Annotated in this window: 25 protein-coding genes; 7 read left to right on the top strand and 18 right to left on the bottom strand. The window is 56.5% G+C overall.

Annotated features, from left to right (window positions below):
- The first annotated feature begins 20 nt into the window (after window positions 1–20).
- On the top strand, window positions 21–218 hold the full coding sequence (locus ACR0BZ_RS09945) for a heavy-metal-associated domain-containing protein (protein WP_170634714.1): 198 nt from the start codon (window positions 21–23) through the stop codon (window positions 216–218).
- A gap of 35 nt (window positions 219–253) precedes the next feature.
- Here ACR0BZ_RS09945 and ACR0BZ_RS09950 read toward each other — a convergent pair whose 3' ends face one another.
- The 10 genes from ACR0BZ_RS09950 to ACR0BZ_RS09995 all read right to left on the bottom strand — a co-directional run bounded on the left by ACR0BZ_RS09950 (window position 254) and on the right by ACR0BZ_RS09995 (window position 7119).
- Window positions 254–982, bottom strand: a complete 729-nt coding sequence (locus ACR0BZ_RS09950; RefSeq protein ID WP_475190680.1) for a DsbA family protein — start codon at window positions 980–982, stop codon at window positions 254–256.
- 1 nt (window position 983) lies between these two features.
- Window positions 984–1457 carry a c-type cytochrome gene (locus tag ACR0BZ_RS09955; RefSeq protein WP_170634716.1) on the bottom strand — a complete coding sequence of 158 codons (474 nt, stop codon included), beginning with the start codon at window positions 1455–1457 and terminating at the stop codon, window positions 984–986.
- Window positions 1457–2827, bottom strand: coding sequence for a multicopper oxidase family protein (locus ACR0BZ_RS09960; protein ID WP_170634718.1), 1371 nt, complete (start codon window positions 2825–2827; stop codon window positions 1457–1459). Before ACR0BZ_RS09960 ends, ACR0BZ_RS09955 begins: the two co-directional genes overlap by 1 nt.
- Window positions 2828–2866: 39 nt before the next feature.
- Window positions 2867–3766, bottom strand: a complete 900-nt coding sequence (locus ACR0BZ_RS09965) for a c-type cytochrome (RefSeq protein WP_050605716.1) — start codon at window positions 3764–3766, stop codon at window positions 2867–2869.
- 9 nt (window positions 3767–3775) lie between these two features.
- Entirely contained in the window at window positions 3776–4327 is a 552-nt protein-coding gene (locus ACR0BZ_RS09970) for a c-type cytochrome (RefSeq protein ID WP_170634721.1), read from the bottom strand.
- Window positions 4328–4387: 60 nt separating this feature from the next.
- On the bottom strand, window positions 4388–4570 hold the full coding sequence (locus ACR0BZ_RS09975; RefSeq protein ID WP_152460779.1) for a hypothetical protein: 183 nt from the start codon (window positions 4568–4570) through the stop codon (window positions 4388–4390).
- 153 nt (window positions 4571–4723) lie between these two features.
- A complete protein-coding gene (locus ACR0BZ_RS09980) occupies window positions 4724–5173 on the bottom strand; it encodes a c-type cytochrome (RefSeq protein ID WP_170634722.1) in 450 nt (149 codons plus the stop codon).
- Window positions 5174–5240: 67 nt separating this feature from the next.
- On the bottom strand, window positions 5241–5831 hold the full coding sequence (locus tag ACR0BZ_RS09985) for a L,D-transpeptidase (protein ID WP_170634724.1): 591 nt from the start codon (window positions 5829–5831) through the stop codon (window positions 5241–5243).
- 26 nt (window positions 5832–5857) lie between these two features.
- A complete protein-coding gene (locus ACR0BZ_RS09990; protein ID WP_480860635.1) occupies window positions 5858–6352 on the bottom strand; it encodes a hypothetical protein in 495 nt (164 codons plus the stop codon).
- 113 nt (window positions 6353–6465) lie between these two features.
- Entirely contained in the window at window positions 6466–7119 is a 654-nt protein-coding gene (locus ACR0BZ_RS09995; RefSeq protein WP_170634726.1) for a L,D-transpeptidase, read from the bottom strand.
- A gap of 364 nt (window positions 7120–7483) precedes the next feature.
- On the opposite strand from ACR0BZ_RS09995, the gene ACR0BZ_RS10000 reads away from it, so the two are divergent.
- Both ACR0BZ_RS10000 and ACR0BZ_RS10005 read left to right on the top strand, forming a co-directional pair.
- The gene (locus tag ACR0BZ_RS10000) at window positions 7484–7807 is read left to right on the top strand and encodes a DUF2933 domain-containing protein (protein ID WP_480920126.1); all 324 of its coding nucleotides are present in this window, start codon (window positions 7484–7486) and stop codon (window positions 7805–7807) included.
- Window positions 7808–8137: 330 nt separating this feature from the next.
- Window positions 8138–10234: a protein-disulfide reductase DsbD family protein gene (locus tag ACR0BZ_RS10005; RefSeq protein WP_170634728.1), complete on the top strand. Its 2097-nt coding sequence runs from the start codon at window positions 8138–8140 to the stop codon at window positions 10232–10234.
- A 9-nt stretch (window positions 10235–10243) separates the two neighbouring features.
- Here ACR0BZ_RS10005 and ACR0BZ_RS10010 read toward each other — a convergent pair whose 3' ends face one another.
- The 5 genes from ACR0BZ_RS10010 to ACR0BZ_RS10030 form a co-directional block, all read right to left on the bottom strand.
- On the bottom strand, window positions 10244–10702 hold the full coding sequence (locus tag ACR0BZ_RS10010; protein ID WP_170634730.1) for an ATPase: 459 nt from the start codon (window positions 10700–10702) through the stop codon (window positions 10244–10246).
- Window positions 10703–10816: 114 nt separating this feature from the next.
- Complete coding sequence (gene ccmI / locus ACR0BZ_RS10015) at window positions 10817–11965, bottom strand: c-type cytochrome biogenesis protein CcmI (protein ID WP_170634732.1); 1149 nt, start codon at window positions 11963–11965, stop codon at window positions 10817–10819.
- A complete protein-coding gene (locus tag ACR0BZ_RS10020) occupies window positions 11962–12450 on the bottom strand; it encodes a cytochrome c-type biogenesis protein (protein ID WP_170417876.1) in 489 nt (162 codons plus the stop codon). The genes ccmI and ACR0BZ_RS10020 overlap by 4 nt, the downstream gene beginning before the upstream one ends.
- The gene (locus ACR0BZ_RS10025) at window positions 12447–13016 is read right to left on the bottom strand and encodes a DsbE family thiol:disulfide interchange protein (protein WP_170634734.1); all 570 of its coding nucleotides are present in this window, start codon (window positions 13014–13016) and stop codon (window positions 12447–12449) included. Before ACR0BZ_RS10025 ends, ACR0BZ_RS10020 begins: the two co-directional genes overlap by 4 nt.
- A 4-nt stretch (window positions 13017–13020) precedes the next feature.
- Window positions 13021–15015: a heme lyase CcmF/NrfE family subunit gene (locus ACR0BZ_RS10030; RefSeq protein WP_170634736.1), complete on the bottom strand. Its 1995-nt coding sequence runs from the start codon at window positions 15013–15015 to the stop codon at window positions 13021–13023.
- 236 nt (window positions 15016–15251) lie between these two features.
- Between ACR0BZ_RS10030 and ACR0BZ_RS10035 the strand changes: the two genes are divergently transcribed.
- Window positions 15252–16361, top strand: coding sequence for a transporter (locus ACR0BZ_RS10035; RefSeq protein WP_267362930.1), 1110 nt, complete (start codon window positions 15252–15254; stop codon window positions 16359–16361).
- 4 nt (window positions 16362–16365) lie between these two features.
- On the opposite strand, the gene ACR0BZ_RS10040 is transcribed toward ACR0BZ_RS10035, so the two are convergent.
- Entirely contained in the window at window positions 16366–17031 is a 666-nt protein-coding gene (locus ACR0BZ_RS10040; RefSeq protein WP_170481383.1) for a hypothetical protein, read from the bottom strand.
- 471 nt (window positions 17032–17502) lie between these two features.
- Here ACR0BZ_RS10040 and ACR0BZ_RS10045 point away from each other — a divergent pair, with 471 nt between their 5' ends.
- Entirely contained in the window at window positions 17503–18558 is a 1056-nt protein-coding gene (locus ACR0BZ_RS10045) for a tyrosine-type recombinase/integrase (protein WP_170417862.1), read from the top strand.
- A gap of 54 nt (window positions 18559–18612) precedes the next feature.
- On the opposite strand, the gene ACR0BZ_RS10050 is transcribed toward ACR0BZ_RS10045, so the two are convergent.
- Window positions 18613–18957 carry a type II toxin-antitoxin system RelE/ParE family toxin gene (locus ACR0BZ_RS10050; protein WP_170417859.1) on the bottom strand — a complete coding sequence of 115 codons (345 nt, stop codon included), beginning with the start codon at window positions 18955–18957 and terminating at the stop codon, window positions 18613–18615.
- Complete coding sequence (locus ACR0BZ_RS10055; protein WP_170417856.1) at window positions 18954–19211, bottom strand: type II toxin-antitoxin system ParD family antitoxin; 258 nt, start codon at window positions 19209–19211, stop codon at window positions 18954–18956. The genes ACR0BZ_RS10050 and ACR0BZ_RS10055 overlap by 4 nt, the downstream gene beginning before the upstream one ends.
- A gap of 836 nt (window positions 19212–20047) precedes the next feature.
- Here ACR0BZ_RS10055 and repA point away from each other — a divergent pair.
- Together repA and repB are read left to right on the top strand one after the other, a co-directional pair.
- Window positions 20048–21232: a plasmid partitioning protein RepA gene (gene repA, locus ACR0BZ_RS10060; protein ID WP_170417853.1), complete on the top strand. Its 1185-nt coding sequence runs from the start codon at window positions 20048–20050 to the stop codon at window positions 21230–21232.
- Window positions 21232–22200: a plasmid partitioning protein RepB gene (gene repB, locus ACR0BZ_RS10065; RefSeq protein WP_170417850.1), complete on the top strand. Its 969-nt coding sequence runs from the start codon at window positions 21232–21234 to the stop codon at window positions 22198–22200. The genes repA and repB overlap by 1 nt, the downstream gene beginning before the upstream one ends.
- Window positions 22201–22289 lie beyond the last annotated feature (89 nt).

Genomic DNA, 22289 nt, shown 5'->3' on the forward strand with positions numbered 1-22289 from the left:
GAAAACAGGAGCAAACATCCATGACGACCCTAAATATCCCGGATATGAGCTGCGGGCACTGCAAGTCAGCAATCGAAAAAGCCGTTGCCACGGTGGATTCCTCCGCACAGTTGGACTTTGACATGGAAAACCGCAGGGTACGTGTCTTAAGCGCCAATCCACTTGATCAAATCCTTGCTGCTCTGAAGTCCGAGGGATACGAAGCCACGGTCGCATGAGACACTTAGGGGCGCATTCTGTCGCCGCCTTGGTTTTATCTTGCGTCTCTGACTGCCTCGATTAGCCGGGTCATTTCATCTTCGGCGATCAGCCCCGGGGCAAGAGCATCTCCAATCACAAACGAGGGGGTGCCACTGAAGCCAAGCTGTCGGGCCAATTCCATGGACACCTGAATATGTGCGTCGACTTCCGGCGCCTCCATATCTGCGCGCAATTGATCCTCGTCCAGGCCGAGTTCACGGACAACTTTCAGTACACTGGCCTCAGTGGCACGACCGTTCAGAGCCATAAGCGCCCAATGAAATTCTTCATATTTTCCCTGATTACGTGAGGCAAGCGCGGCGCGTGCCGCGAAGTCGGAACCTTCTCCGAGTATGGGCCATTCTCGATAGACAACTCGTACATCGGAATCGCCTGCGATTACGTTTTTCACGACCGGGGCAGCGCGTTTGCAATATGGGCAGTTGTAGTCAAAAAACTCGACCACGGTTACATCGCCTTCCGGGTTTCCGATGACAGGCGCATTCGGATCCTGTTCCAGCAATTCACGCTGATTTTCCAAGACGCTTCCAATTGCTTCGGCTTTTGCCTGATCCTCGCGCTGTTGAAGCAGTTGAATCGCCTGCATGATGATCTCAGGGTTTTCCAAAATGGCTTCGAGAGCCAGCCGTTTTACATCGGAGTCAGACAGCTCGTCGGCGCGTGCCATAGGAATGCCAATCGACATGGCGATAGCGACTAAGCCTGCAAGTATTCGTTTCACATCAGTTTCCTTCCGTTTGTTCTGCTTCGGTGCGTTGCTCTTGCAGCTTGCGTTCCCGATCCGGCCAACTCTCCTTGATGAAGGCGAGGATGTCCCAGATATCCTGATCCGACAGAGTGTCCCCGAAGCCTGGCATGCCGCTTTTGACGTCAGCGACACCCATCTGTTTCAAAGTTTGGTCCCCGCCAAACTTTGTATAGTCGAACAACAGCTTGTCGCCGTGATGCCAGGTGTGCCCGGTTCGGTCATGCGGGGGCGCCCGCAAGACGCCATCCGGATCAGGTGTTTGCCAATCCGGCTGACCCTCCAAATCTGCCCCGTGGCATGACGCGCAGTTTTCGGCGTACAAAACTGCACCACGTGCCGAATCCGCCGATGAACTGTTCTGCGCACGCCCACCCAGGCCCCAGCCAGCGACCGCGACAATGATCACCACAGCAGCCAGTGACACCCATTTCGCCGCGCTCTTGTTCATCACGCCACGCTCAGCCAGGTCTTCATACCAGCGGCCTGATGCGACAGCATGTGGCAATGAAACAGCCAGTCCCCCGGGTTATCCGCAACGAACGCAATCTCCCGCGTTTCTATCCGGTCAACCAGGATTGTGTCCCGCAGCGGCCCCAGGCTGCCGTTCGGCAGAACTTCCTGAAAGTGCGTCCCGTGCAAGTGCATAGCGTGCGGAAAGACGGTGTCGTTCTGCATCTGAATCCGGACTATGTCGCCACGCGAAACGGCAGCAAGTGGGTTTTCAGGTAACCCGGCGACACCGTTGAATGTCCAGATCTGCCCTTCCTGGACCAATTCATTGGTGCTCATGACCCGGCCGTTAAAAGTGCCTTGACGCAGTCCGCCCATCGCCCCGCCTTCCATCACCAATGGAACTGTCAAAGCGTCAGAAACATCTTCGAGAAAAGAAGCAGGGTTGGGTGGCAGGGCTGCGATCACACCGCGGTTAGCAGATGTGCCGCTTCCCGAAACCGGAATCTCAGCGATGACAAACGATTCATCGCGTTCGTGAAGAGTTATTTGAACGGATTCGTTCGATTCCGCTGTGACATCAACAATTAAGTCTGCTCGCTGTGCAGGCCCGAAAACAAGGGTTTCAAAATCCTCTGGCTGCCTTACAGGCATGCCATCATAAGCGACCAGTTTCCCGTTTGCGCCACCTACTGAGACATACATGATCCGATCAGTTGCCACGTTGACCATTCGAATTCGCAAACGCTGGTTCGTCAAAACTTCGGTCATGGGCGATATACGTGCGTGAACGTAGTTACCCATGCGACCTGCATGGGTCCAATCATGCATTGCACCAAAATCATCTACTATTTGAGCGTCCTTACCCAACCGCCAATCATCCAGAAGGATCGTGATGTCATGGTCCGTGTCCGGCGGGTCCGTTTCGTCGACGATGAACGCGCCGTAAAGGCCCCTGGCCACTTGTTCCGTTGACTGGTTGTGAGAGTGATACCAGAAGGTCCCCGCGTCCTTCAGAGGCAAGTCATACTGAAATTCGCCGCCGGTTGGTACAGCCTCCTGCGTAAGGCCCGGCACCCCGTCCATATTGTTCGGAACCCGCAATCCGTGCCAATGGATTGCCGTAGGCTGAGGCAGTGAGTTCAGGAGTGTCCGGCGAACCGTTTCGCCCTGCCTGGCACGAATTTCGGGGCCCGGAACACCGCCATCATATCCCCATATCTCGGTTTCAGGATAGCTGTCGGGGGCAACACGTGCCAATCCTGAACGCGCCTCGATTATTCGGGGGGCGGTAGCCGCCCTCCCGATAGTCGGCACTGCGATTAGTGCCGACGTGCCTGCAACGAATTGCCTGCGATTGAGCTTCATGAGGACTTCCCTCCAAAGAAAATTTGATCTCTCACTCGATTATCCCCCGTCGTGCACATCCAGCAGATAGGTCGCCATTGCCTTCCGGTCTTCGTCTGTCAGAAAGCTGGTGCCATAGTTTACGACCTCTCCCATGGCGCCGCCGAAGACATCGCCATCAGGCATGACGCCGGTGCGCAACGCGTAGGCCAAATCATCTACCGTCCAACCACGCTTTTGCAGGGTCTCAAAGTCGATGGCCGGTGCCTTGTCACCGCCCGGCAGGGAGTCACTTCCTTTGAAGTGTTCCGTGTCCGAATTTCTTGCGCCAGCCAGGTTCCTCCCGGTGTGGCAGGCCGCACAATGCGTAGCACCTTCGACCAGTAGCCGACCCCGGTTCCACACTTCGTCATTGCCCGGCACGGGATCAGTACGGGGTGGTTCCAGAAAAGCCGCGCGCCACAGCTTCAGGCCCCATCTCTGATTGAAGGGGAACGCCATTTCCTGCTCTTTTGACGGTTCCGCTACCGGTGCAACCGTTTGCCAGGCGGCCCAGAGATCGGCGATATCCTGATCCGTGAAATTGGCATAGAACGGATAAGGAAAGGCCGGGTAGTAGGGTTGTCCGCCGGGTGACACGCCTTGACGCACAGCGCGAGCAAACTCCTCGATTGTCCAGTCACCGATCCCGTGATCGGGATCTGTGGTCAGGTTCGGTGAAAAGAGCGTGCCGAACGGGGTATCCAACTCCACCCCACCGGCCAAGGGCGCGCCCCCTTTGGCAAAATCTGTGTGGCAAGCGATACAGCCACTTGCCCTTGCCAGATAAGCCCCGCGGTTAACGTCACCCTGAATGTCGAGAGCTTGTAAGGGCTGGCCAATTGGCCAAGCCATCACGGCAACAAGTCCCGCTGACGCCGTTACGGCGGCAGCAAGGCCCAATCGGAATATCGGTCTCATGACGCATTCCTATTCCGACCGAAACTGCGTGTGACATGCCGAGCATGTCTGGCTCAGCATCATGAACACACCATCTGCCGGCATTTCAGAAAGTTGTGCCTGGTTTGGACTGCCGCCCATCATTCCGGCACCCATCATGGATGCGCCGCCCATCATGCCCGAACCATGGCCCGACCCGGACATCATCAACCCGTTGTCCGCCGCAAGCACAAGGCCTTCAGAGTAGGTTTCCAACTGCCTGGCTAACTCTGCAAATGAACCCCAATCCTGCCAGATCTCCGATTTGGCCTCCGAGGGTTTGCCATCAGATCCCTCTGGAAACAGCTTTGTCATGCTCTCGCCAGCGTGACGCCCGATTTTCTTGGCCTCGCTTCGTACCGTTTGCGCATTGTAGGGCGTTTTCCCCTGCATCATCGGCGTAAGGATCTTCATGCTGTCCTTCATCGCGGACATACCATCCATGCGTTCTTTGACGATGCCGGTTGCGCCACCATGCGCCAGGGCGGCGGCTGCGAACAGAGAAACCAGGGCAACGCCTGTGGTCAATTTTAGAATGTTCATTGTTTTGTCCTTGTCGTCTGCTTCGACGCGCCCAAGTTGAGCGCAATTCGACTGGTCAGATCAGGACACGCGGCGGCGGTGGGTCAAACGCCGCGATACCGAGAACCCGGTATTGGGCTCGAGGGATCGAGTATCTTTGTTCAGTATCTTGGGGGCCAGGCGGTGGTGGACCCATCGAAAATAGACCAACAGCGTTGCAAATCGTTCCGCCATGACAATGTCCGGGATGACCCTGCTTGACATGCTCAACGTCCGCTGAGTCCGTTTGGTCAATCACGTGCTGTGAACCACTGCCATGTGCATGAGCAGAATCGGCCGTCACAAGCAGCCCGCCAATGGTCAGCACCATTGACAGTATGATGTAACGAATTGCACTGCTCATTCGGCTCGTCACCTTCAGAAAATCCCGTTTTCCTGCTGCAGCTCTCTGATATACGCCACGATGCCTTTCACATCCGCACGGGTCAAGCCATCGACCGGCGGCATATTGCCGAACTTCCAATGGTGTGCCCGAACTCCATTCTGGACTGCCACATAAAATGACTCGTCGGAATGGTGGCTTGGTTCATAGATTTTATGCACCAAAGGTGGTGCAAGGCCTTCCAGACCCGTTGCATTCGCGCCATGGCACGCCGAGCATTTGGCGTCGAATGCCACTTTGCCGACGGCCGCAAATTCGGTTAGCTGTTCCGGCAGATTGACGTTTTCGATTGGGTCTCCTGGCTCCAGTGCTGACGTATCGGGCGGCGTCATCGAGTGACCTGTTGGTTGCTGATTTAAGTTGTAGACGAACGCGGCGGCGCCTGCGATCACTACTCCGCCGATCAAGAGTGTAAGTTTATCCATCTCTGTTCTTCACATGATTGTCAGTTCTTAGGTTCAACGCGCGCAAAATAAATCGGCCTGACCAAGGTCAGATCAGTTTTACCTGAGTGCCCACAGTGGCCAGTTCGAACAATTCCGCAATCTGCTCGTTGTACAAGCCAATGCAGCCGTTGGAGGATCTTCTCCCGATCTTGCGCGTGTCGTTGGTGCCGTGGATGCGGTAGTATTGCCAGCTCAAATAGAGCGCATGTGTCCCCAGAGGATTCTCAGGACCCGGGCCTACATAGTCAGGCCATGCTGGATTGCGCTCTTTCATTGCCGGCGTTGGTCGCCAAGATGGCCCTTCGACCTTGCGAATAACCGTGGTGTAACCCAGCCTTGTAAGGTCTTCCGTGAGCGGTACACTGGTCGGATACATCCGGTAAACGCTTTCGTCTTCTGACCAATATTGCATGACCTTGGACTGTGTATCGGACAGGATTACCCCGTTTTTTAAGGTATCAAAGTGGTCCTGCCATTTAGCAACGCGGAATGAGGAAACATTGCGGCGCGTCCCCTCAGTTGCCGTTGATTGGGCCCAAACGGCAGGTGCTGGAAAAAGCGTCGTCGCAGCTAACGCGGCAATCACTTCACGTCGCGTAACAACCTTTCTTTCTTTGCTCCGTTTCATGCCTGCCATCCCAAAGTTTATTCTTTTTTTCCGACTCAAATAGCTCGTATGCCCGGTTCCTGCGCTGGAAGGTCAACACGCAAATGACATTTCATATGGGATGCCTCGTCTGAATTGTTGTTGCCGTCGGCGCAGGAATATTTCCTTGGAAGGCGGACCCAAATCATCAAGTCATTGTGGAAAAGCAGTTTTTCTTGGACGTAATTCCAGGCTGCTTTAAGCAAAACCTGACTTTCTTGAATCAACCGAGCACAAAAAAGCAACGCTAACAATTGCTTAGTTCTTGGTGAATTGATGTGATCACCCGTCGATGCGAGGGTATCAGGTACTACAAATGACAAACACAGTGGACTAAACACCATGTGCTTCAAGAAAGCTTTCCAAGCACTGGCCGCACTTATGCTCGTCGGCGCCTGCACCGAAACAACGTCGATATCTGCAGAAAGCGAGCCCGGAACGCTTTCCCGAGTTCCTGACGCCGTTGCCCAGATCGCTGCTCCGGGCCAGGACCTGAACGCCGTTAAAATCATGCCCGAGGACGGTTGCTATTGGTATCGCTACGTGGGGCCGGTTGAAACAACCTACCTGCCACTCAGGACTATTGAAGGGCGCCCAATCTGTACGCGCGCCTGACAAGCGCCTATCAGCTGGTCGCGGTCAGAAGGCGCTCGGGAGGGTAGAGATGAGCCGTGGACCCTGGCCTGACACGATCATAAAGCCCGATGATATGTGGCATCGCCATCCTTACGCAGCCAGAACTTGCGCGACCTCCGATAGATCTTGGATAAGGCGTTCCGTGAATTCGCAGGTATGTGTCGCGACCACCTTCGAACAGATAAAACGCCCTTGATCCCAATGGGTTTGTCGGCCCACCGGGCACACCATCTGCGAATTGCGCATATTCATCAGGGTCGCGTTCAATCATTTCGGCTGTAGGAGTCCAACGCGGCCATTTGGCCTTTCGCTTGATTGTGTAGACACCGGGCTCGTAAAGATTGCCTCGGGCAATGGCTACGCCGTAACGCATTGCTGTGCCACCGTCTTCGATGAAATACAGATATCGTGCCACCGCGTCGACATGAATGTCACCCGGAATAAGTGGTCGATTGGTTTGCACACGCTGAGGCAGGAAACGTGGGTGTAACCCCCAGGGATTGGATGTTGCGGGATCAAAATTGGCTGGCGTTACTTGCGCATCCCACTCCGACCATTGCGAGGCAGCCGCCGACGTCACTCCAAGAACCGGCTGAGAGAAAATGGCGAGCGAGGCTGCAACAAAATGTCGTCTGGTCAGCATTTATAGCCCTCCTGTTGCCTGGTTAGGGCCTGGAGTTAGTATCCAGGGGATTAGACAATCCGCGACGGGGGAAGATTTGTCCATTCAATTGTTCGTTCGATACCGCTACGATCCACCCGCGAGTTTTCAAGGCATAAAGTGACTTAGGCAGCTTCGTGTTTAACCTGAACCTTCACCAAGCCTCGGGACGACAATGCCTGCTATGTTATATCCCCTGAAATCTTCCAGGTTCGGACCGCGTCTATGTACCGAGTAACGCCCTGGGAATTGCAGAACTGGTTTGTCTGCTTCAAATTCGCTTCGCGCCAAATCAGCTTGACCTTCCATCGCGGGAAGGCGCTACCAGAGGTCTCCAATCCCAATTTTGGAGCTGAACGTGAAAGAAAAGCAGACCGCAGACGCGCCGCAAGCGGCAACACCGGTTACCGGTGGCAAGATCATGAAATGGGGCATGATGTCTTGTTGCATTGTCATGGTGACGCCGATCGCTCTCTACTTTATCGCCGGCGGAATGGTTGGCGGGCTTTCTGACTCTTTGAGTCTGTTCGCACCGTTGATCCTGTGCGTTGGAGCACATTTCTTGTTGCACAAGGCGATGGGAAAATCCTGCCATTCGACCAACTCGGAATCGGATCGGCCGAAGGCAACCGACGTCCCCGTGGGGCCGAACACGGTACCCCGGCAATAATCTTCAATCATGAAGTTTCGGTACTCAAGGTCGATCGCCGTGTCGCTGGCCGCTCTTTCGCTGGCGGCCTGCGCACCACGCCCTAAACTATGCCCGTTGCAACCGCCGCAGCCTGAATACGCACTGCCCCAAGGTTGCCGGGTTCAGTGGGAGGGCGCGAATGGCGGGGCCTATTTCATCTGCGAAGACGGGCGCGAAGGTTTCGTGAGCTGATCGTGGGGATGTGACATTCCGGCTCGTTGACCCTCCAGCGCTGGAATCTGGCAGAGACGGGTGCAAAACAACCGATGGCAACGCGCAATGGCAAGAACACTCCTAAATTTATGTATTATGATCTTGGGGTTAATCTTTGGCCAGACTTCCGCCGGGACAAGCCTTGCAGCTACATCCCAAGCGTATGAATCAGAGCCCCTGGTCGCACACATAATTACCGCGCAGGACGGGATCGCGCCTGACGTCAAGACGATCACTGCAGGACTGCATCTGAAACTGGGCGAAGATTGGAAAACCTACTGGAAGTCGCCTGGTGAGGTGGGAATTCCGCCCAAGATCACTTGGAACGGCTCGCAAAACGTCAGCGACGTACAGTTTCACTGGCCCGCGCCGATCCGTTTTCGCGCCTTCGGGATCGAGAATTTCGGGTACAAGGACGAAGTGGTCTTTCCGCTGACCGTCACACTCGAGAACCCCGGAGCGCCAGTTGACTTGAAGGCCGCTGTGACAACGCTGATCTGTTCCGATATCTGTGTGCCGGTCGAGTTTTCGCTGGACTTGTCGCTGACTCAGGGAACGGGTCGGGATCAGGACTCGGCCCGGCTTATAAATGCCTTTCTGTCGCGGGTGCCAACCACGGGAAACACAAGCGGAATGAAGTCCGATGCCGCGACCCTGGATACCGTGTCCGAGATGCTGACGCTGAATTTCACCAGCGACCTGCCCTTTGATGCGCCTGATGTCTTTCCCGACATGGGACGTGATACCGCGTTTGGTGCACCCGACATCCGGCTCGCTGGCGACAGGCGTCAGCTATGGGTGCAGTTCCCGGTCCTCGCTCTGGCACAGGACCCCCCCTCCTTGTCCGTCACGGTTACCGACACCAACCGCGTGGCCGAGTTTTCGCCCCGTACCGACTCTCCCCCTACCCCGCCACCATATGAGATCGCGGCCGCCGAAACTTCAGCCAGCGCGCTGGTCTGGATCATTTTGCTGGCGGTGGGTGGCGGGTTGATTCTGAATGTCATGCCCTGCGTACTGCCAGTGCTTTCGATCAAGCTTTCCTCGGCGGTAAAGGCTCGCGACCGCTCTGCGGCTCAGATTCGCGCCGGGTTCCTGGCTTCGGCAGCCGGAATCCTGACATTCATGTGGCTGTTGGCGGCTATCACCATTGCGGCGCGGTCGCTGGGCTATTCCGTCGGCTGGGGCATCCAGTTCCAGAATCCGCTTTTCCTTGCGGTGATGATCGTGGTGCTGGCGGTTTTTGCAGCCAGCCTCGCGGGCCTGTTCGAGATCACGCTGCCGCAGTCGCTGAACACCCGGCTGGCCCATGTCGAAAAGGGCCGCGTGTCGCTGGTCGGGGATTTCCTGACCGGAACTTTTTCAGCAGTTCTGGCGACGCCCTGCTCGGCCCCCTTCCTCGGCACGGCGGTGGCCTTTGCCTTGACCGGCCGACCGGTGGATATCGTGGCGATCTTCACCGCAATGGGGGTCGGGCTGGCCATTCCTTACTTGCTGGTTGCAGTGCACCCGAAACTCACCACCGCTCTGCCTAAACCGGGGCGTTGGATGGTGGGATTAAAATGGGCCCTGTCGGCGGCACTGCTAACCACGATCGGCTGGTTGGTCTGGGTGATGATCGGGGTGGCCGGAGACACTGCTGCAACTGCTACCGTGCTGGCTGCAACTGTTCTGGTCCTATTGATCTGGAAAAGTACGACGATGCCACCCGTTTTGCGCTGGACAGCCCTGTTGCTGACGCTGACCGCAGCGTTTGCCGCACCGGTTGCGATTGCCGGCAAAGACCGGTCCAGGCTGCTTGAGGCAGCCGGAGAGATTCCATGGATTACCTTCAGCCGCTCCGAAATCGCCCGCCTTGTGTCGCGCGGCGAGGTGGTTTTCGTCGATGTCACAGCCGACTGGTGTCTGACCTGCAAGGCCAACAAAGCGCTGGTGCTGGAACGCGGCGAGGTTCTGGCAACACTGCAATCGGACAAAGCAATTCCGATGCAGGCCGACTGGACCCGCCCCGACGATGTGATCGCCCGTTTCCTTGACGACAATGGACGGTTCGGGATCCCCTTCAACATCGTCTACGGCCCGTCGGCCCCCGAAGGCATCGCCCTGCCAGAGATATTGACCACGAACGCCATTCTCGACGCGATGGAACAGGCCGCGCCGATTGCGGGCGGAGCCGTGGAAAGCGGATCCTGACCCCGGAGTTCACATATCCCGGACGCGGTTGCTCTGCTGCGCTAAACGCATGGTCTCGTGCTCTTCCATATCCAGTAGCGCCTGAAGGAGTTCGCGTGCATCGGGTATCTCGGCACGCCCGTGCAAATACCGATATAAGTCGATCACCTGATTGTGAAGATCGAAGACCGCTTCGCAGATCTCATCGACGCTCATCTGTGCGAACGGCCTGTCGCAGGCGCGATGTGGGTCGATCGGCTCATTGCCCAAATAGTCATATACCCAGGTGTTGAGCGCTTTGGGATCGGCTCGTTTCACGAAACCATCGACGATTTTCTCCAGAGCAGCCTCATGATCGGCGAAGTAGGTAAGCAACATCCTGGCCAACTCCTGCTCTGACTGTGTCGAACAGTGGGCCAAACATTCGGCGAGCCAATGATGCATTTCCCGCGTCCAGACAATTAGATCAGAAAACGTTTCAACTTTCATGGTCTCAACCTCCTAAAGATCGGCATGCGATAGCCTAAACCGGAATTTTCCAGATGGCTCACTGGGCATCAGCGCGAAGTCGGCGCCGGCCCGATCCACGCCGGGCTGCGGGAATCAACCCCCCAGTTCCAGCAATGCCCGGTCGATTGCCACCTTGCGCGGATCCCCCTGCGGCAGGTCATCCGCCAGATCCCTTGCCCTGCCATAGGCGTTCCGGGCGCCGTCGGTCTCGCCCAGCACCGAATAGGCGTTGCCCAGCCGCATCCAGCCGTCCAGATCGCCTGGGTTTTCCTGCATCCGGCTCGCAAGCCGTTCTACCATCGAGCGGATGAAGGCCTGCCGGTCTTCGTCTGACATCTCCTCGGCCGCCGCCACCTGATCGGCAGTTGGGCCGGGCATGGAAGGGGCAAAAGCCGCCAGATTCACCGGAGCCCGTCCGATCGACGGGGCGATGCGGTTAAGCTGGGCCACAAAACTCTCCATCCATGGCCGGAACTCCTCTTCGGCGTCCATCCGCGTCTTCAGTAGGTCATAGGCCTTATCAGGCGATCCAGCCTGCTCCAGACCAACGGCTTTGTAGAATGTCGCTGCTGGGTTCGATGGGTCCAGTTCCAAGGCTCGTTCAAACGCCCGATCGGCCTTGGGCGTAACGACACCGTCATCGGCATAGACCAACGCCTCGCCATATTGCGACACCAGCGCTGAATTCGCATTGGGTCGGTCCAGCAACCCCTCGAACGCGTCTGCGGCATCTCCAAAGCGTCCCATCCGCATATAGGTCTGAGCCAACAACACCCATCCCTCGGTTGGCCCGCCGGTTTCATCCGCCTCAAGCCGCGACTTCAGGTGCACGGCAAGGTCGGCGATTTCACGGGCTTCGGCCTGCTCCCCCTCGCGTTGGGCAAATGGCTGGCTCGGGATGTAGGGACTACCCAGTTGCCAATAAAGACCGGCTCCGAGCGCTGGAACTACCAGCGCGGCAAGTAAAATCAGCGCACGCCCGGAATGGCCCATTATCGCTTTGTCGTCCGATTGCCGGTCAATCGCCTTCAGGCGACGTTCTATCTCGGCTCTGGCGGCCTTGGCCTCTTCGGCTGAGATAATTCCTCGTTCCAGGTCCTTCTCCACTTCGCCGATCTGGTCGGAAAAGATGGCAGAGGCGCTTTCGCGTCTCGACAAGTCCGAGGTCTTGCGCCCCAGGCCGGAGAGGGCGAGCGTCAGAAACACCGCCACGGCCATGAATGAAAAGATAATCCAGATCATGCGTGCGGCTCCGTGAGTGAATGGTTTTCGGGATTCCGTTCTTCGCTCGCGCCGCGTTCCGTCTCTTGTTTTCGCGACTTCCGATATCGGCGCGCATTTTGGGTCAATACCGCTGCAGTCGCGATACCACCCAGCCCCAGGATGACGATAGGCGCAACCCACAGAATGTAAGTTGATGGCTTCCATGGCGGGTTGAACAGAACATAGTCGCCATAACGCGCAACCAGAAAGTCCATAACCTGCTGGTCCGTGTCGCCTGCCACCAGCCGTTCGCGCACAAGCAGACGAAGGTCGCGCGCCACGCCAGCGTTAGAACTGTCGATGTCTTGGTTCTGGCACACCACGCATCGCACCTGTTTCGAAATCGCCCGGGCCCGCTCTTCCAATACCGGATCTGCAAGTATCTCGTCGGGCTCAACCGCGAATGCCGGCTGCGACACCAGCATCGCCAGAGTGACCGCGGTAATTACAATGCGACGTATCATGACGCCTCTCCTCCGGCCGCCCGCGCCTGATCCAGCGCGGTGCGCATCTTTGAAATTGCCTCGCCGCCCAGCACCGGGCCGACAAAACGGAATACGACCTTGCCCGCGCCATCAATCACAAAGGTCTCCGGCACGCCGGAAATCCCCCATTCGATCCCGGCTCGGCCGTCCAGGTCGGAACCGATGCGCTCATAAGGGTTGCCCAGATCGTCGAGCCATTTCCGCGCGTCCTGCGGCTTGTCTTTGTAGTTAATGCCCATCAGGCGAATGCCCTCATCGCGTACCATACGCGTCAGCACCGCATGTTCGGCCCGGCAGGGCACGCACCAGGACGCAAACACGTTGACCACGATCGGAGCTGACCCGTCATTTTCCACCAGATCGGTACTGGACAGCCCGTGGGTATCCAGCCCTTCGACCGGCGGCAAGTCGAACTCAGGCACCGGCTGCGAGATCAATACAGACGGGATTTCGTTTGGATCGCGATCGGGATTCAGTCCCCATAGCAGGAAGGCACCCAGGATGCCGGCAATCGTAATTGGGAACAGTGCAAATAGACGTTTCATTGCCCTACTCCGCCGCCACCGGAACGGAGCTCTGCCCAGTCCGCTTTCGTGGTGCACCGACGCGTAGACGCCGATCGGAGAGTGACAAGACACCACCAAATGCTAACAATCCTGAACCTATCCAGATCCAGACCACCAATGGCTCATACAAGATACGCAGGGTCCATTTGCTCTGTTCTGATTCCGCCGCCGGTTCCGATATCGAGGCGTAAAGGTCCCCTGCCAACGTCGTTCGAATTGCCGACTCGGTCGTACTGGTACCCGCCACGAGATAGGCCCTGCGCTCGGGTTGAAGCGTGGTGACATAAGCGCCATCGCGAAATACCGTCAGTGTGGCCGCGCGAGACAGATAGTTCGGACCGCGAAGCTGTTCCACACCGTCAAAACGCACGTCGAACCCTGCTATCTCAATCTGTGTTCCGGGCTCGGCAAAAGTCACGACCTCGGATTTCCAAGCGCTGGACCCGATAAAGCCGATCATACAGACAGCCAACCCCGCATGGGCCACGACCATGCCGTAATGAGAACGCGGTAGGCTGCGGGCCCGACGCTGGGACTCGGCCAACGGTGCCTCACCCAGCTTAATTCGGCTGGCCCACTCTGTCAGCACAGCGCCCAGCAACCAAACCGCAAGGCCGATCGACACTACCGCCAAGGCTGGGCCGCCGGTATCCAGATACCACACAAGCAACGCTACGAGCAGGCTAACCCCGGCCACCCATTTGAGCCGGGACAGAACACCGCGCAAATCCGCCCGCTTCCATGACAACAGCGGCCCAATCCCCATTACAACGACTAAAACCAGCATGATCGGCACGAAACTGGCGTTGTAATAAGGTGGTCCAACCGAAATCTTTTCACCTGTCACAGCCTCAAGCAAAAGCGGATAAAGCGTACCGAATAGAACCGTCGCCGTTGCGGTGGCCAGCAGCAGGTTGTTAATAAGCAAACCGGCCTCGCGGCTGATCGGGGCAAAAAGACCGCCGCCCTCCATCTCCGGTGCGCGTATGGCAAACAGCGTCAATGAACCACCGATCGCGACAGCCAACAGCGCCAAGATGTAAATGCCGCGTTCGGGATCGACCGAAAACGCATGGACCGATGTAAGCAAGCCTGAGCGGACAATGAATGTCCCCAACAAGGACAACGAGAAGGTCAAAACGGCCAGTAGGATCGTCCAACTTTTGAAGCTGCCGCGCTTTTCGGTCACAATGGCCGAATGGAACAGCGCTGTGCCAGCAAGCCAGGGCATAAACGAGACATTCTCGACCGGATCCCAGAACCACCAGCCGCCCCAACCCAGTTCGTAATAGGCCCACCAGCTGCCCAGAACGATACCAAGTGTCAGAAACACCCAGGCCGCCAATGTCCAGGGTCGGACCCACCGCGCCCATGCCGGATCGACCCGCCCCTCAATCAGGGCAGCCACGGCGAAAGAAAATACGATAGAGAAGCCGACGTAACCCAGGTATAGGAACGGCGGGTGCATAGCCAGGCCGACATCCTGCAACAGCGGATTTAAATCCTGACCATCCAGCGGTGCCGGAAACACCCGGTCAAACGGGTTCGAGGTGAACAGCATGAATGACAGGAACCCCGCGCTGATCCAGGCCTGCACTGCCAGAGTGCGCGCCTTGAGTTTCAGTGGGATGTTCCAAGCCAACAGAGACACACCCAGCCCGAAAATCACCAATATCAGAATCCACAACAGCAGCGACCCTTCGTGGCTACCCCAGGTCGCAGCCACCTTGAAAAGCATCGGTTTCAGCGAATGAGAATTGCTGGCCACATTTAGCACAGTGAAATCGCTGACCACGAAGGACCACATCAGAGCGGCGAAGGCGATAGCAACCAGCGCTGTCAGCAGGACCGAGGTCGCAGATGCCGATCGCATCCACATGACATTGTTCCGTGCTGCTCCAATCAAGGGAAATACGCTTTGCACCAAGGACACGGCCAGGGCAAGCGCCAGGGCGAACTGCCCGATTTCCGGTATCATTCCAATCCCTCCGGATTTCCGGTTTTGCGGCCTTGTCCGACAATCCAGCGCTGGAGGGTCAAGCGCATTATTGCCGCACCCCCTTCGGCTGATGCATGCTTGACGAGCGCAAATCTGGCCGGCGGCCTTGACCTTCCAGCGCTGGAGACCCCCACCATTTCGACTTCACCGATGGACGTACCGAACACTTTGTTTTCAGGGCAGGGACTCAGGAAACAAACGAACACGAGGGCATCATGACACGGAGCAACAGCAAGATTACGTGCGTCTGGCAACGCCTCCAGGCTGTAATACTGGCTGGGGGGCTGAGCCTTGGGTCAACTGCCATGGCCCAACCGGAAACCCGTCCGGCTGACAACGTGGCGATGAACCCGCAAGCCTCCAGCAACATGTCAGGTATGGGAAGCATGTCCAGGATGATGCGCCCCGACGCGGTGCCGCCAACGGGTGTCGTTGGCGGTATGCATCCACCCGAGGGTGTTTTGATGCCTGTGTTCTCTTACATGAACATGGAGATGGACGGAAATCGTACCGGAACGCAGTCGCTGTCTACCTCGAACGTTCTGTCGCAGTATCCGATCGCGCCGCTCAGCATGAGCATGAACATGGCGATGGTCGGCCTGATGTACGGTGTGACCGACGAGATCTCGGTGATGGCGATGCTGCCCTATACCCGCAAGACGATGAAGCACCAGACCCGCATGGGCCAGACCTTTGAGACCAGGGCACAGGGGTTTGGCGATCTGAAGATCATCGGCGGATATGATATCTACAAATCCGACGGGCAGGTGCTGGAACTATCTCTTGGCCTCAGTCTGCCGACTGGCTCGATAGACGAGACCGACACCACGCCAGCTGGGCCGGACCAGCTGCTGCCCTACCCCATGCAACTGGGTTCAGGCACCTACGACCTGCTGCCGGGCGTCACCTATACGGGCCAGAACGCGGATTGGTCTTGGGGCGCCCAGCTGGCCGCCATGATCCGGATGGGTGAGAATGATGCCGGTTACACCTTGGGTGACGTCTATTCAGCAACAGTTTGGGGTGCACGGCGCTGGAATGACCAGTTCAGCTCCTCGTTGCGGGTGGTCGGCGACATCGTGGAAAACATTGACGGGTCGGATGCGCGCCTGAACCCAGGCATGGTGCCCACCGCTGATCCGACCCTGCGCGGCGGCCAGTTTCTGAGTATCGGAATCGGAGTGAATTACCTTGTGCCGGGGTCGGGCGTTTTGGCGGGCACGCGCCTGGGTATCGAGGGCGTGATCCCTGTGTATCAAGATCTGGATGGGCCCCAGCTTGAACGCGATTACGCAGTCTCCTTCGCGATACGCAGGGCGTTCTGACCCTTCAGCCCCAAACCGACTGTAAACGGACAATCAGCGCCGCCGCGGTGGTCAGAACGACCACTGACACCGCCATCAGTAGCAGGGCCAATATCACAGGTCCGCCGCGCCCAGGTACGCGACGTGCCAGTTGGGCTGCAAATCCAGTACCGTGGGCGATCTGGCTCTGAACGACGGATAGGTATAGCGGCAGCGCTCCGACCAGCGTGGCGTACAGGTAAACGCCTGAGATGTTCTCGAAGTAGGCGGAGCGTACCAGCGTCGGACCGACTACCCGCAACGCCACTACGGGATCACCGCCGAAAGACCCGAACCAGTCTGCCGAAAGCGCGTAGATCAGCGCGTGCAGCGCGATGAACAGGACGGCCCGTAGCAGCAGGTCAATTAGCAGATACCGGGCCGGGATGGCCCCCCTGCCCCGCGCCCTTACCCCAACGGCGAAAAGAAAAAAGCTGAGATAATTTAAAAGGAAAACGACCGGCAACCCATTCGTCACCACCTGACGCAAAAACCGAACAAACGCGGGACCACTGTTCAGGAGGTGCGTCGCAAAGCCCGGCGTGCGCAAAACGAAGATGGCCAACAGCGGAAACAACGCAAGGCAACTGACGATCAGCGTGTTTCTGGCAAACTTCCAGAAAGGCAATTCAGTGGCAAAATATCTGTTCATTTCATTTAGTTTGCCAACGGTTCCAGCGCAATGTCGATGTCAATTGGTTTACAGACCTGCGACAGAACCTCCGATTTTATTATTCCGCAAGCCCTCTACCTACTTTACGCGCAAAATCTGTTACTTTTGCTCGGTACTTTTGTTGCGTTATCAGTTTTAAGTTACATACGATAAGTATCCCTTATCATGACTGATTGATTTTGCCGGAAAATGCGCGCAGAATGTGCCTCATTTGTCGGTTTTCCTTAACCACTGGACTCGCGATGGCATTGGTCCATAACCCGTAGACCCCTGCCCCGATCCGGCAGCAAACCTAAGTAGATGCAGCACAGTAACCTGGGATTTTGTAAACATGGACCGGCACAAACTCAGCCCGTGTCTACTCTTAAAGGACCAGAACAGCATAAGGCCAACCATGAGACATGGTGAAAACAAGCAAGAGCAGTCTACAGGTTTGGGAAAATCGACAGTATGAGCACCCCTGAGCCCTATCTCCCCGCCCCCTCCCCTGCCCTGTCGCAGTCTGACCAGGACGCCCTGACCGATCTCTATGTCCGCGGCACACCCGCCAACACGCTCAGGGCCTATGAGCGCGATTTGCTCTATGTAACGGCCTGGAAGGCAGCACGGTTCGGAGTGCCGTTGGACTGGCCCGAGAGCGAGGCCACAGCGCTGGCCTTCATTCTCGATCACGCCCGCGATCTGGGAGATGCCGCGCCCGAGGATGTCGCGCGTCAGAGTGCCGAGATGTTGATCGCGCAAGGGCTACGCAAGTCCCTCGCCTGCCCGGCCCCTTCTACGCTGGACCGGCGCATCGCCTCCTGGCTGGCCTTTCATCGAATGAAGAACCTGACCAGCCCTTTTGATGCGCCGCAGGTGAAGCAGGCCCGTGCCAAGGCGCGCCGCGCCGCCGCCCGGCCCCCTGCCCCAAAATCGCAGCAACCGATTACCCGCGATGTGCTCGAGCAGTTGCTGTCCACTTGTCGGGGGTCCCGGCGGGATTGCCGCGACCGCGCCATCTTGATGCTGGGTTGGGCTTCGGGTGGTAGACGGCGCTCGGAGATCACCGGGTTGATGTTTGAAGACGTCTCGCTGAAGGAGTTCGACGAGAAAAGCCTGGTTTGGATTTCACTGCTGGAGACCAAGACGACAACCAAAGGTGAAACGCCGCGGCTGGTGTTGAAAGGCCGCGCAGCCCAAGCGCTGGCCCATTGGATCGAGGTGGGTGAGATTCAGGACGGCCCCTTGTTCCGGCCTGTTTCAAAAGCCGATCGGGTGTTAACCCGCCGCCTCAGCCCGGATGCCATCGCGCAGATCGTCAAGCGTCGGGCGAAACTGGCGGGCCTGCCGGACGGGTTCGCTTCCCCCCATGGGCTGCGCTCGGGCTTCCTGACCCAGGCCGCGCTGGACGGCGCCCCGATCCAGGCCGCGATGCGCCTCTCCCTGCATCGCTCCATGGCCCAGGCGCAGAAATACTACGACGATGTGGACATCGCGGATAACCCGGCGACTGATCTACTGGGGTGAGTAGTTACTGACTATTTAATAATCCCCGCTTGAGGGAAACTCCGGCTGCTGTGCCTATGTCTTGTTTCCTGTCGCATCTGTTAACGTGGCCAGCGCGGAAACATGTCGCGGCAGATCGCAACGGGAATGCAGGATATCAACAATGATCACCGCGTCCGGCTGATCCAGATAAACCAGGAAATGCTCTCCTGCGCGCACATATCTGAGATCCGCCGCCTCTTCGACCAATATAGAACAACTTCGGCTGGCCACCCTGCCCTCTGTGATGGCCTGACAGCGCGCTATTAGTTCTTGTTCATAAAGATCGGCTTGATGCGATCCAAACTTGTCGATGGTCCATCGGGCAATTTCCACCAGGCTGGATTCAGCGCGGCGTGTCAGTCGAAAGGGTCTGGTCACGCCTTGGCTCGTGCCCTTGCAAAGGCACGACGGATCGCATCCGAACCCCTGCCTTCTGCCAAATCTCCGGCCTGAGCCTGCGCTACACCCTCCTGCAAGCCTTGTTTGAGAGACTCCAGCCCCGCTTCTTCCCGCTCCAAAAGCCGAAGGCCGGCGCGCAACGCTTCACTGGCGTTCTGATATCGACCGGACGCAACCAGATTCTGCACCAGTTGATCCTGCGATTCTGTAAGTACAACATTGCGGGTTACCATGGCGTAAGCCTCCTTTTTGGCAATATATGCCAACGAGACCGTCTGTTCAACGATTGAGGAGCCCAAAATCACTAATTCGAGCAAGCTGGTTTTATGGACGCTAATGGGACGTGAACACACGGATCATGTCTGTGATCCCATATGAATCCAATGACGGTAGAGACTTGCGTCAAAAGCCGCGCCGCGCAAGCACAGCTGCACTGGATCGAGGACAGTTCCGTGTTCCGTCGCAACTTACAGGCGCACAATTCCCGAAACCCCGCCCTCACGGTATGCCATTTCTTGGGCAATTGGCGAGCGGCTGACTCTAGCCGGAATGTTCGCGTGTTTTCCTCTGCGCACGGGCTGAGCTCGGTGTATCTGACCCAGATCGCCATGCCATTCTCACCGCATCGTACTCCCGTACTGGCGCAGAAGTATTGTTACGAAGTTGGTATCGCAGAAAACTCGATAACGAAATTGTTGGTGAGAGAATTTGACCAATCAGCTCAACTAGCTCCCTGCCCTTCCCAATTGCGCAATTTGCGCCAAAAGCCGTTCGGCCTTCACTCCAACTCCATGCTAGAGGCGTTCTACTCAAAGCGGAGCATAGGGAGGAGTTTTACAGGAATGCCTTCGCATGCCTACGTTAGAACTTCATCGACTGAAAGAACCCATGATCCCGCTCAACCGAGTTTACAACTGTAAACCACCCTGCTCTGATGCAAAGCGTATGTAGTCCTCCGCGTTGGAAAACCTACAATATAGGCGAAAATCCTTGACTTAGTGCTATGAATCACGGCTGTTTATCTCAAGTGGCGCAAAAATGACCACATTCTTTAATTTGAGGCAACTACATGATTCCCGTGACACCACTTGCGGCAGAAAGACCATCGGCACTCGCCACGGAAATATCTGAGAGATTAAACTCGGCTATCCGGGAACATCTACTTGCTGCATTTGCCCCCGACAACACCAAATCACTGCGAAATTTTGCAGCGCCAGAAGCTGCTGAACTCTTAGGAGTCTCAGGTCAATTCATGCGCAAAGTCCACGCAGAGGGAACGATTCCTGAACCGAATGACGTACGCAGCGGTAGGCGTTACTATACTGCCCAAGAACTTTGGGAGGCTCGCGAAACGCTTGAGAAAACCTCACGCAAAAAAGGGCGCTATGTCCCTCGCCGGACTGAAGGAGAAAAGCTCCAAGTCTGGCAGTTGATGAACTTCAAAGGCGGCAGCAGTAAGAGCACCACAACAATTCACTTGGCTCACTATTTTGCGCTTCGCGGTTACCGTGTGCTGGCTGTTGATCTGGATCCTCAAGGCTCTCTTACATCCATGTGCGGCATAAGCCCCGAAATAGAGTTTGACGGGCTGACGATTTACGATGCTATTCGATATGAAGATCCGGTAGATATGGCGGACGTCGTGCTTCCGACGTACTTCCCCGGTCTCTCTGTGGCTCCGTCACGGCTTGTTCTTTCCGAATTTGAGACAGAATCTGCCGTTCACTCCAACCCAGACCATCCGTTCTTTACAAGAATACGGAATGCCCTGGCCCAGGTGGAAGGAGATTTTGACCTTGTTCTGATTGATAGCCCACCTCAGCTAGGATTCTTGACAATTGCTGGGATGGCGGCCGCCAGTTCATTGCTTGTGCCACTTACACCTTCGATGCTGGACGTGTCTTCGACGGCTCAATTTCTCGAACTCGCTGGTGCTTACATGGCAGTCATTGAAGATGCCGGCGCTACGCTCGAATACGACAACTTCAAATTCCTGATAACGCGTGACGAGCCAACAGACGTACCGTCTCAACAACTGGCTTCGTTCATGCGGGCACTGTTTCAGGATCGCGTTATGTCAGCCACAGCCCTCAAAAGCACCGCGGTCAGTGACGCCACAATGCTCAAACAATCAATTTACGAAGTCGTGCGGTCAGAAATGACACGCGCAACTTATGATCGGGCAAAGAACTCAATGGATGCGATCGGCTCTGAGGTAGAGCAAATGATCCATCAAGCATGGGGACGCAGCTAATGGCTAGAAAGTCGCTTCAGGAGATGTCGGGGATCGCAAACACCATCGCGCGCTCTGGCCCCAAGGCCATCGATAAAACTCCAAAACCCAATGCCCCTGCTCTTGGTGCGCTTCAGGGCTCTCTTGCCGCAATCAGGGAAATTGACCCTGCTCTGATCGACGACTGGGGGCCTGCCGATAGGCTCGGTGAGTTTACAGCTGTAAACATTGACGAAGAAGACGATAGTTTTGAAAGCTTGATGTCGAGTATACAAGACGGTGGCCAACAAGTTCCCATTCTTGTCAGAAGATCGAAATCCGACGGTCGATACGAGGCAATTTATGGACGGAGGAGGCTCAAAGCCTGTCGTGAACTTGGTATTAAAGTCCGCGCCAATGTTCAGGATATCGACGATGCTTCAGCGCTTCTCGCCAAAGGGCTTGAGAATGCTGCGAGGCGCAATCTTTCCTTCTACGAGAAAGCACGTTTCGCCGAGGCGATCCTGACTTCCGGGCATGACACGGCAACGGTGCGGCAAGTATTGAACGTTTCGAAATCAGGGCTGTCTCACCTGACAAAAATTACGCAACATGTTCCTGCAAAGATTGGTGACATGATCGGCGCAGCCCCAAAATCAGGCCGCCCAAAATGGACCGTGCTTGCAGAGCACTTCGTTGCAGGCAAGCTAGCGGAAGATGAAGCTGCAAATCTTCTTGCAACCATTGAGCCATCGATGTCGTCAGATGATCGGCTGGAAATGCTCCTAAAAGCAGCTGCCAAACGCGGTGCAAGACAAAGAGAAGGTGCAGCCGAACTCAACCCAATCGAAGGCGTTACAATCAAATCTACCAACGGATCACTAACTGTTTCGGTCAAAAGGACCGGAGCTAACGCTGGCTTCGCTAGCTGGTTGGACGAAAACATGGCTGAAATCATTAAGCGCTCACACGCTGAGTTTACAGCTGTAAACGCCAAGAAAAAGAACTGAGGACGAGCAGAAAGGAGGAAGGCAAACAAACAAAACCCCCGAAACCGGAGCTTCGAGGGCTGCTGCGCAAAGCGCAATTCTTAGATTAG

Source organism: Ruegeria sp. P8 (assembly GCF_056534665.1).

What these genes read in the sequence shown, in the direction of transcription:
- ACR0BZ_RS09955 (WP_170634716.1), bottom strand. Translation starts at nt 1,457, where the DNA reads ATGAACAAGAGCGCGGCGAAATGGGTGTCACTGGCTGCTGTGGTGATC.
- ACR0BZ_RS10025 (WP_170634734.1), bottom strand. Translation starts at nt 13,016, where the DNA reads ATGAAACGTCTATTTGCACTGTTCCCAATTACGATTGCCGGCATCCTG.
- ACR0BZ_RS09965 (WP_050605716.1), bottom strand. Translation starts at nt 3,766, where the DNA reads ATGAGACCGATATTCCGATTGGGCCTTGCTGCCGCCGTAACGGCGTCA.
- ACR0BZ_RS09945 (WP_170634714.1), top strand. Translation starts at nt 21, where the DNA reads ATGACGACCCTAAATATCCCGGATATGAGCTGCGGGCACTGCAAGTCA.
- ACR0BZ_RS09995 (WP_170634726.1), bottom strand. Translation starts at nt 7,119, where the DNA reads ATGCTGACCAGACGACATTTTGTTGCAGCCTCGCTCGCCATTTTCTCT.
- ACR0BZ_RS09985 (WP_170634724.1), bottom strand. Translation starts at nt 5,831, where the DNA reads ATGGCAGGCATGAAACGGAGCAAAGAAAGAAAGGTTGTTACGCGACGT.
- ACR0BZ_RS10055 (WP_170417856.1), bottom strand. Translation starts at nt 19,211, where the DNA reads ATGGTAACCCGCAATGTTGTACTTACAGAATCGCAGGATCAACTGGTG.
- ACR0BZ_RS10030 (WP_170634736.1), bottom strand. Translation starts at nt 15,015, where the DNA reads ATGATACCGGAAATCGGGCAGTTCGCCCTGGCGCTTGCCCTGGCCGTG.
- ACR0BZ_RS09960 (WP_170634718.1), bottom strand. Translation starts at nt 2,827, where the DNA reads ATGAAGCTCAATCGCAGGCAATTCGTTGCAGGCACGTCGGCACTAATC.
- ccmI (WP_170634732.1), bottom strand. Translation starts at nt 11,965, where the DNA reads ATGATCTGGATTATCTTTTCATTCATGGCCGTGGCGGTGTTTCTGACG.
- ACR0BZ_RS10035 (WP_267362930.1), top strand. Translation starts at nt 15,252, where the DNA reads ATGACACGGAGCAACAGCAAGATTACGTGCGTCTGGCAACGCCTCCAG.
- ACR0BZ_RS09990 (WP_480860635.1), bottom strand. Translation starts at nt 6,352, where the DNA reads ATGATTTTAACGGCGTTCAGGTCCTGGCCCGGAGCAGCGATCTGGGCA.
- ACR0BZ_RS10010 (WP_170634730.1), bottom strand. Translation starts at nt 10,702, where the DNA reads ATGAAAGTTGAAACGTTTTCTGATCTAATTGTCTGGACGCGGGAAATG.
- repB (WP_170417850.1), top strand. Translation starts at nt 21,232, where the DNA reads ATGGCTAGAAAGTCGCTTCAGGAGATGTCGGGGATCGCAAACACCATC.
- ACR0BZ_RS09975 (WP_152460779.1), bottom strand. Translation starts at nt 4,570, where the DNA reads ATGTCAAGCAGGGTCATCCCGGACATTGTCATGGCGGAACGATTTGCA.
- ACR0BZ_RS10040 (WP_170481383.1), bottom strand. Translation starts at nt 17,031, where the DNA reads ATGAACAGATATTTTGCCACTGAATTGCCTTTCTGGAAGTTTGCCAGA.
- ACR0BZ_RS10005 (WP_170634728.1), top strand. Translation starts at nt 8,138, where the DNA reads ATGATCTTGGGGTTAATCTTTGGCCAGACTTCCGCCGGGACAAGCCTT.
- ACR0BZ_RS09980 (WP_170634722.1), bottom strand. Translation starts at nt 5,173, where the DNA reads ATGGATAAACTTACACTCTTGATCGGCGGAGTAGTGATCGCAGGCGCC.
- repA (WP_170417853.1), top strand. Translation starts at nt 20,048, where the DNA reads ATGATTCCCGTGACACCACTTGCGGCAGAAAGACCATCGGCACTCGCC.
- ACR0BZ_RS09970 (WP_170634721.1), bottom strand. Translation starts at nt 4,327, where the DNA reads ATGAACATTCTAAAATTGACCACAGGCGTTGCCCTGGTTTCTCTGTTC.
- ACR0BZ_RS10045 (WP_170417862.1), top strand. Translation starts at nt 17,503, where the DNA reads ATGAGCACCCCTGAGCCCTATCTCCCCGCCCCCTCCCCTGCCCTGTCG.
- ACR0BZ_RS10020 (WP_170417876.1), bottom strand. Translation starts at nt 12,450, where the DNA reads ATGATACGTCGCATTGTAATTACCGCGGTCACTCTGGCGATGCTGGTG.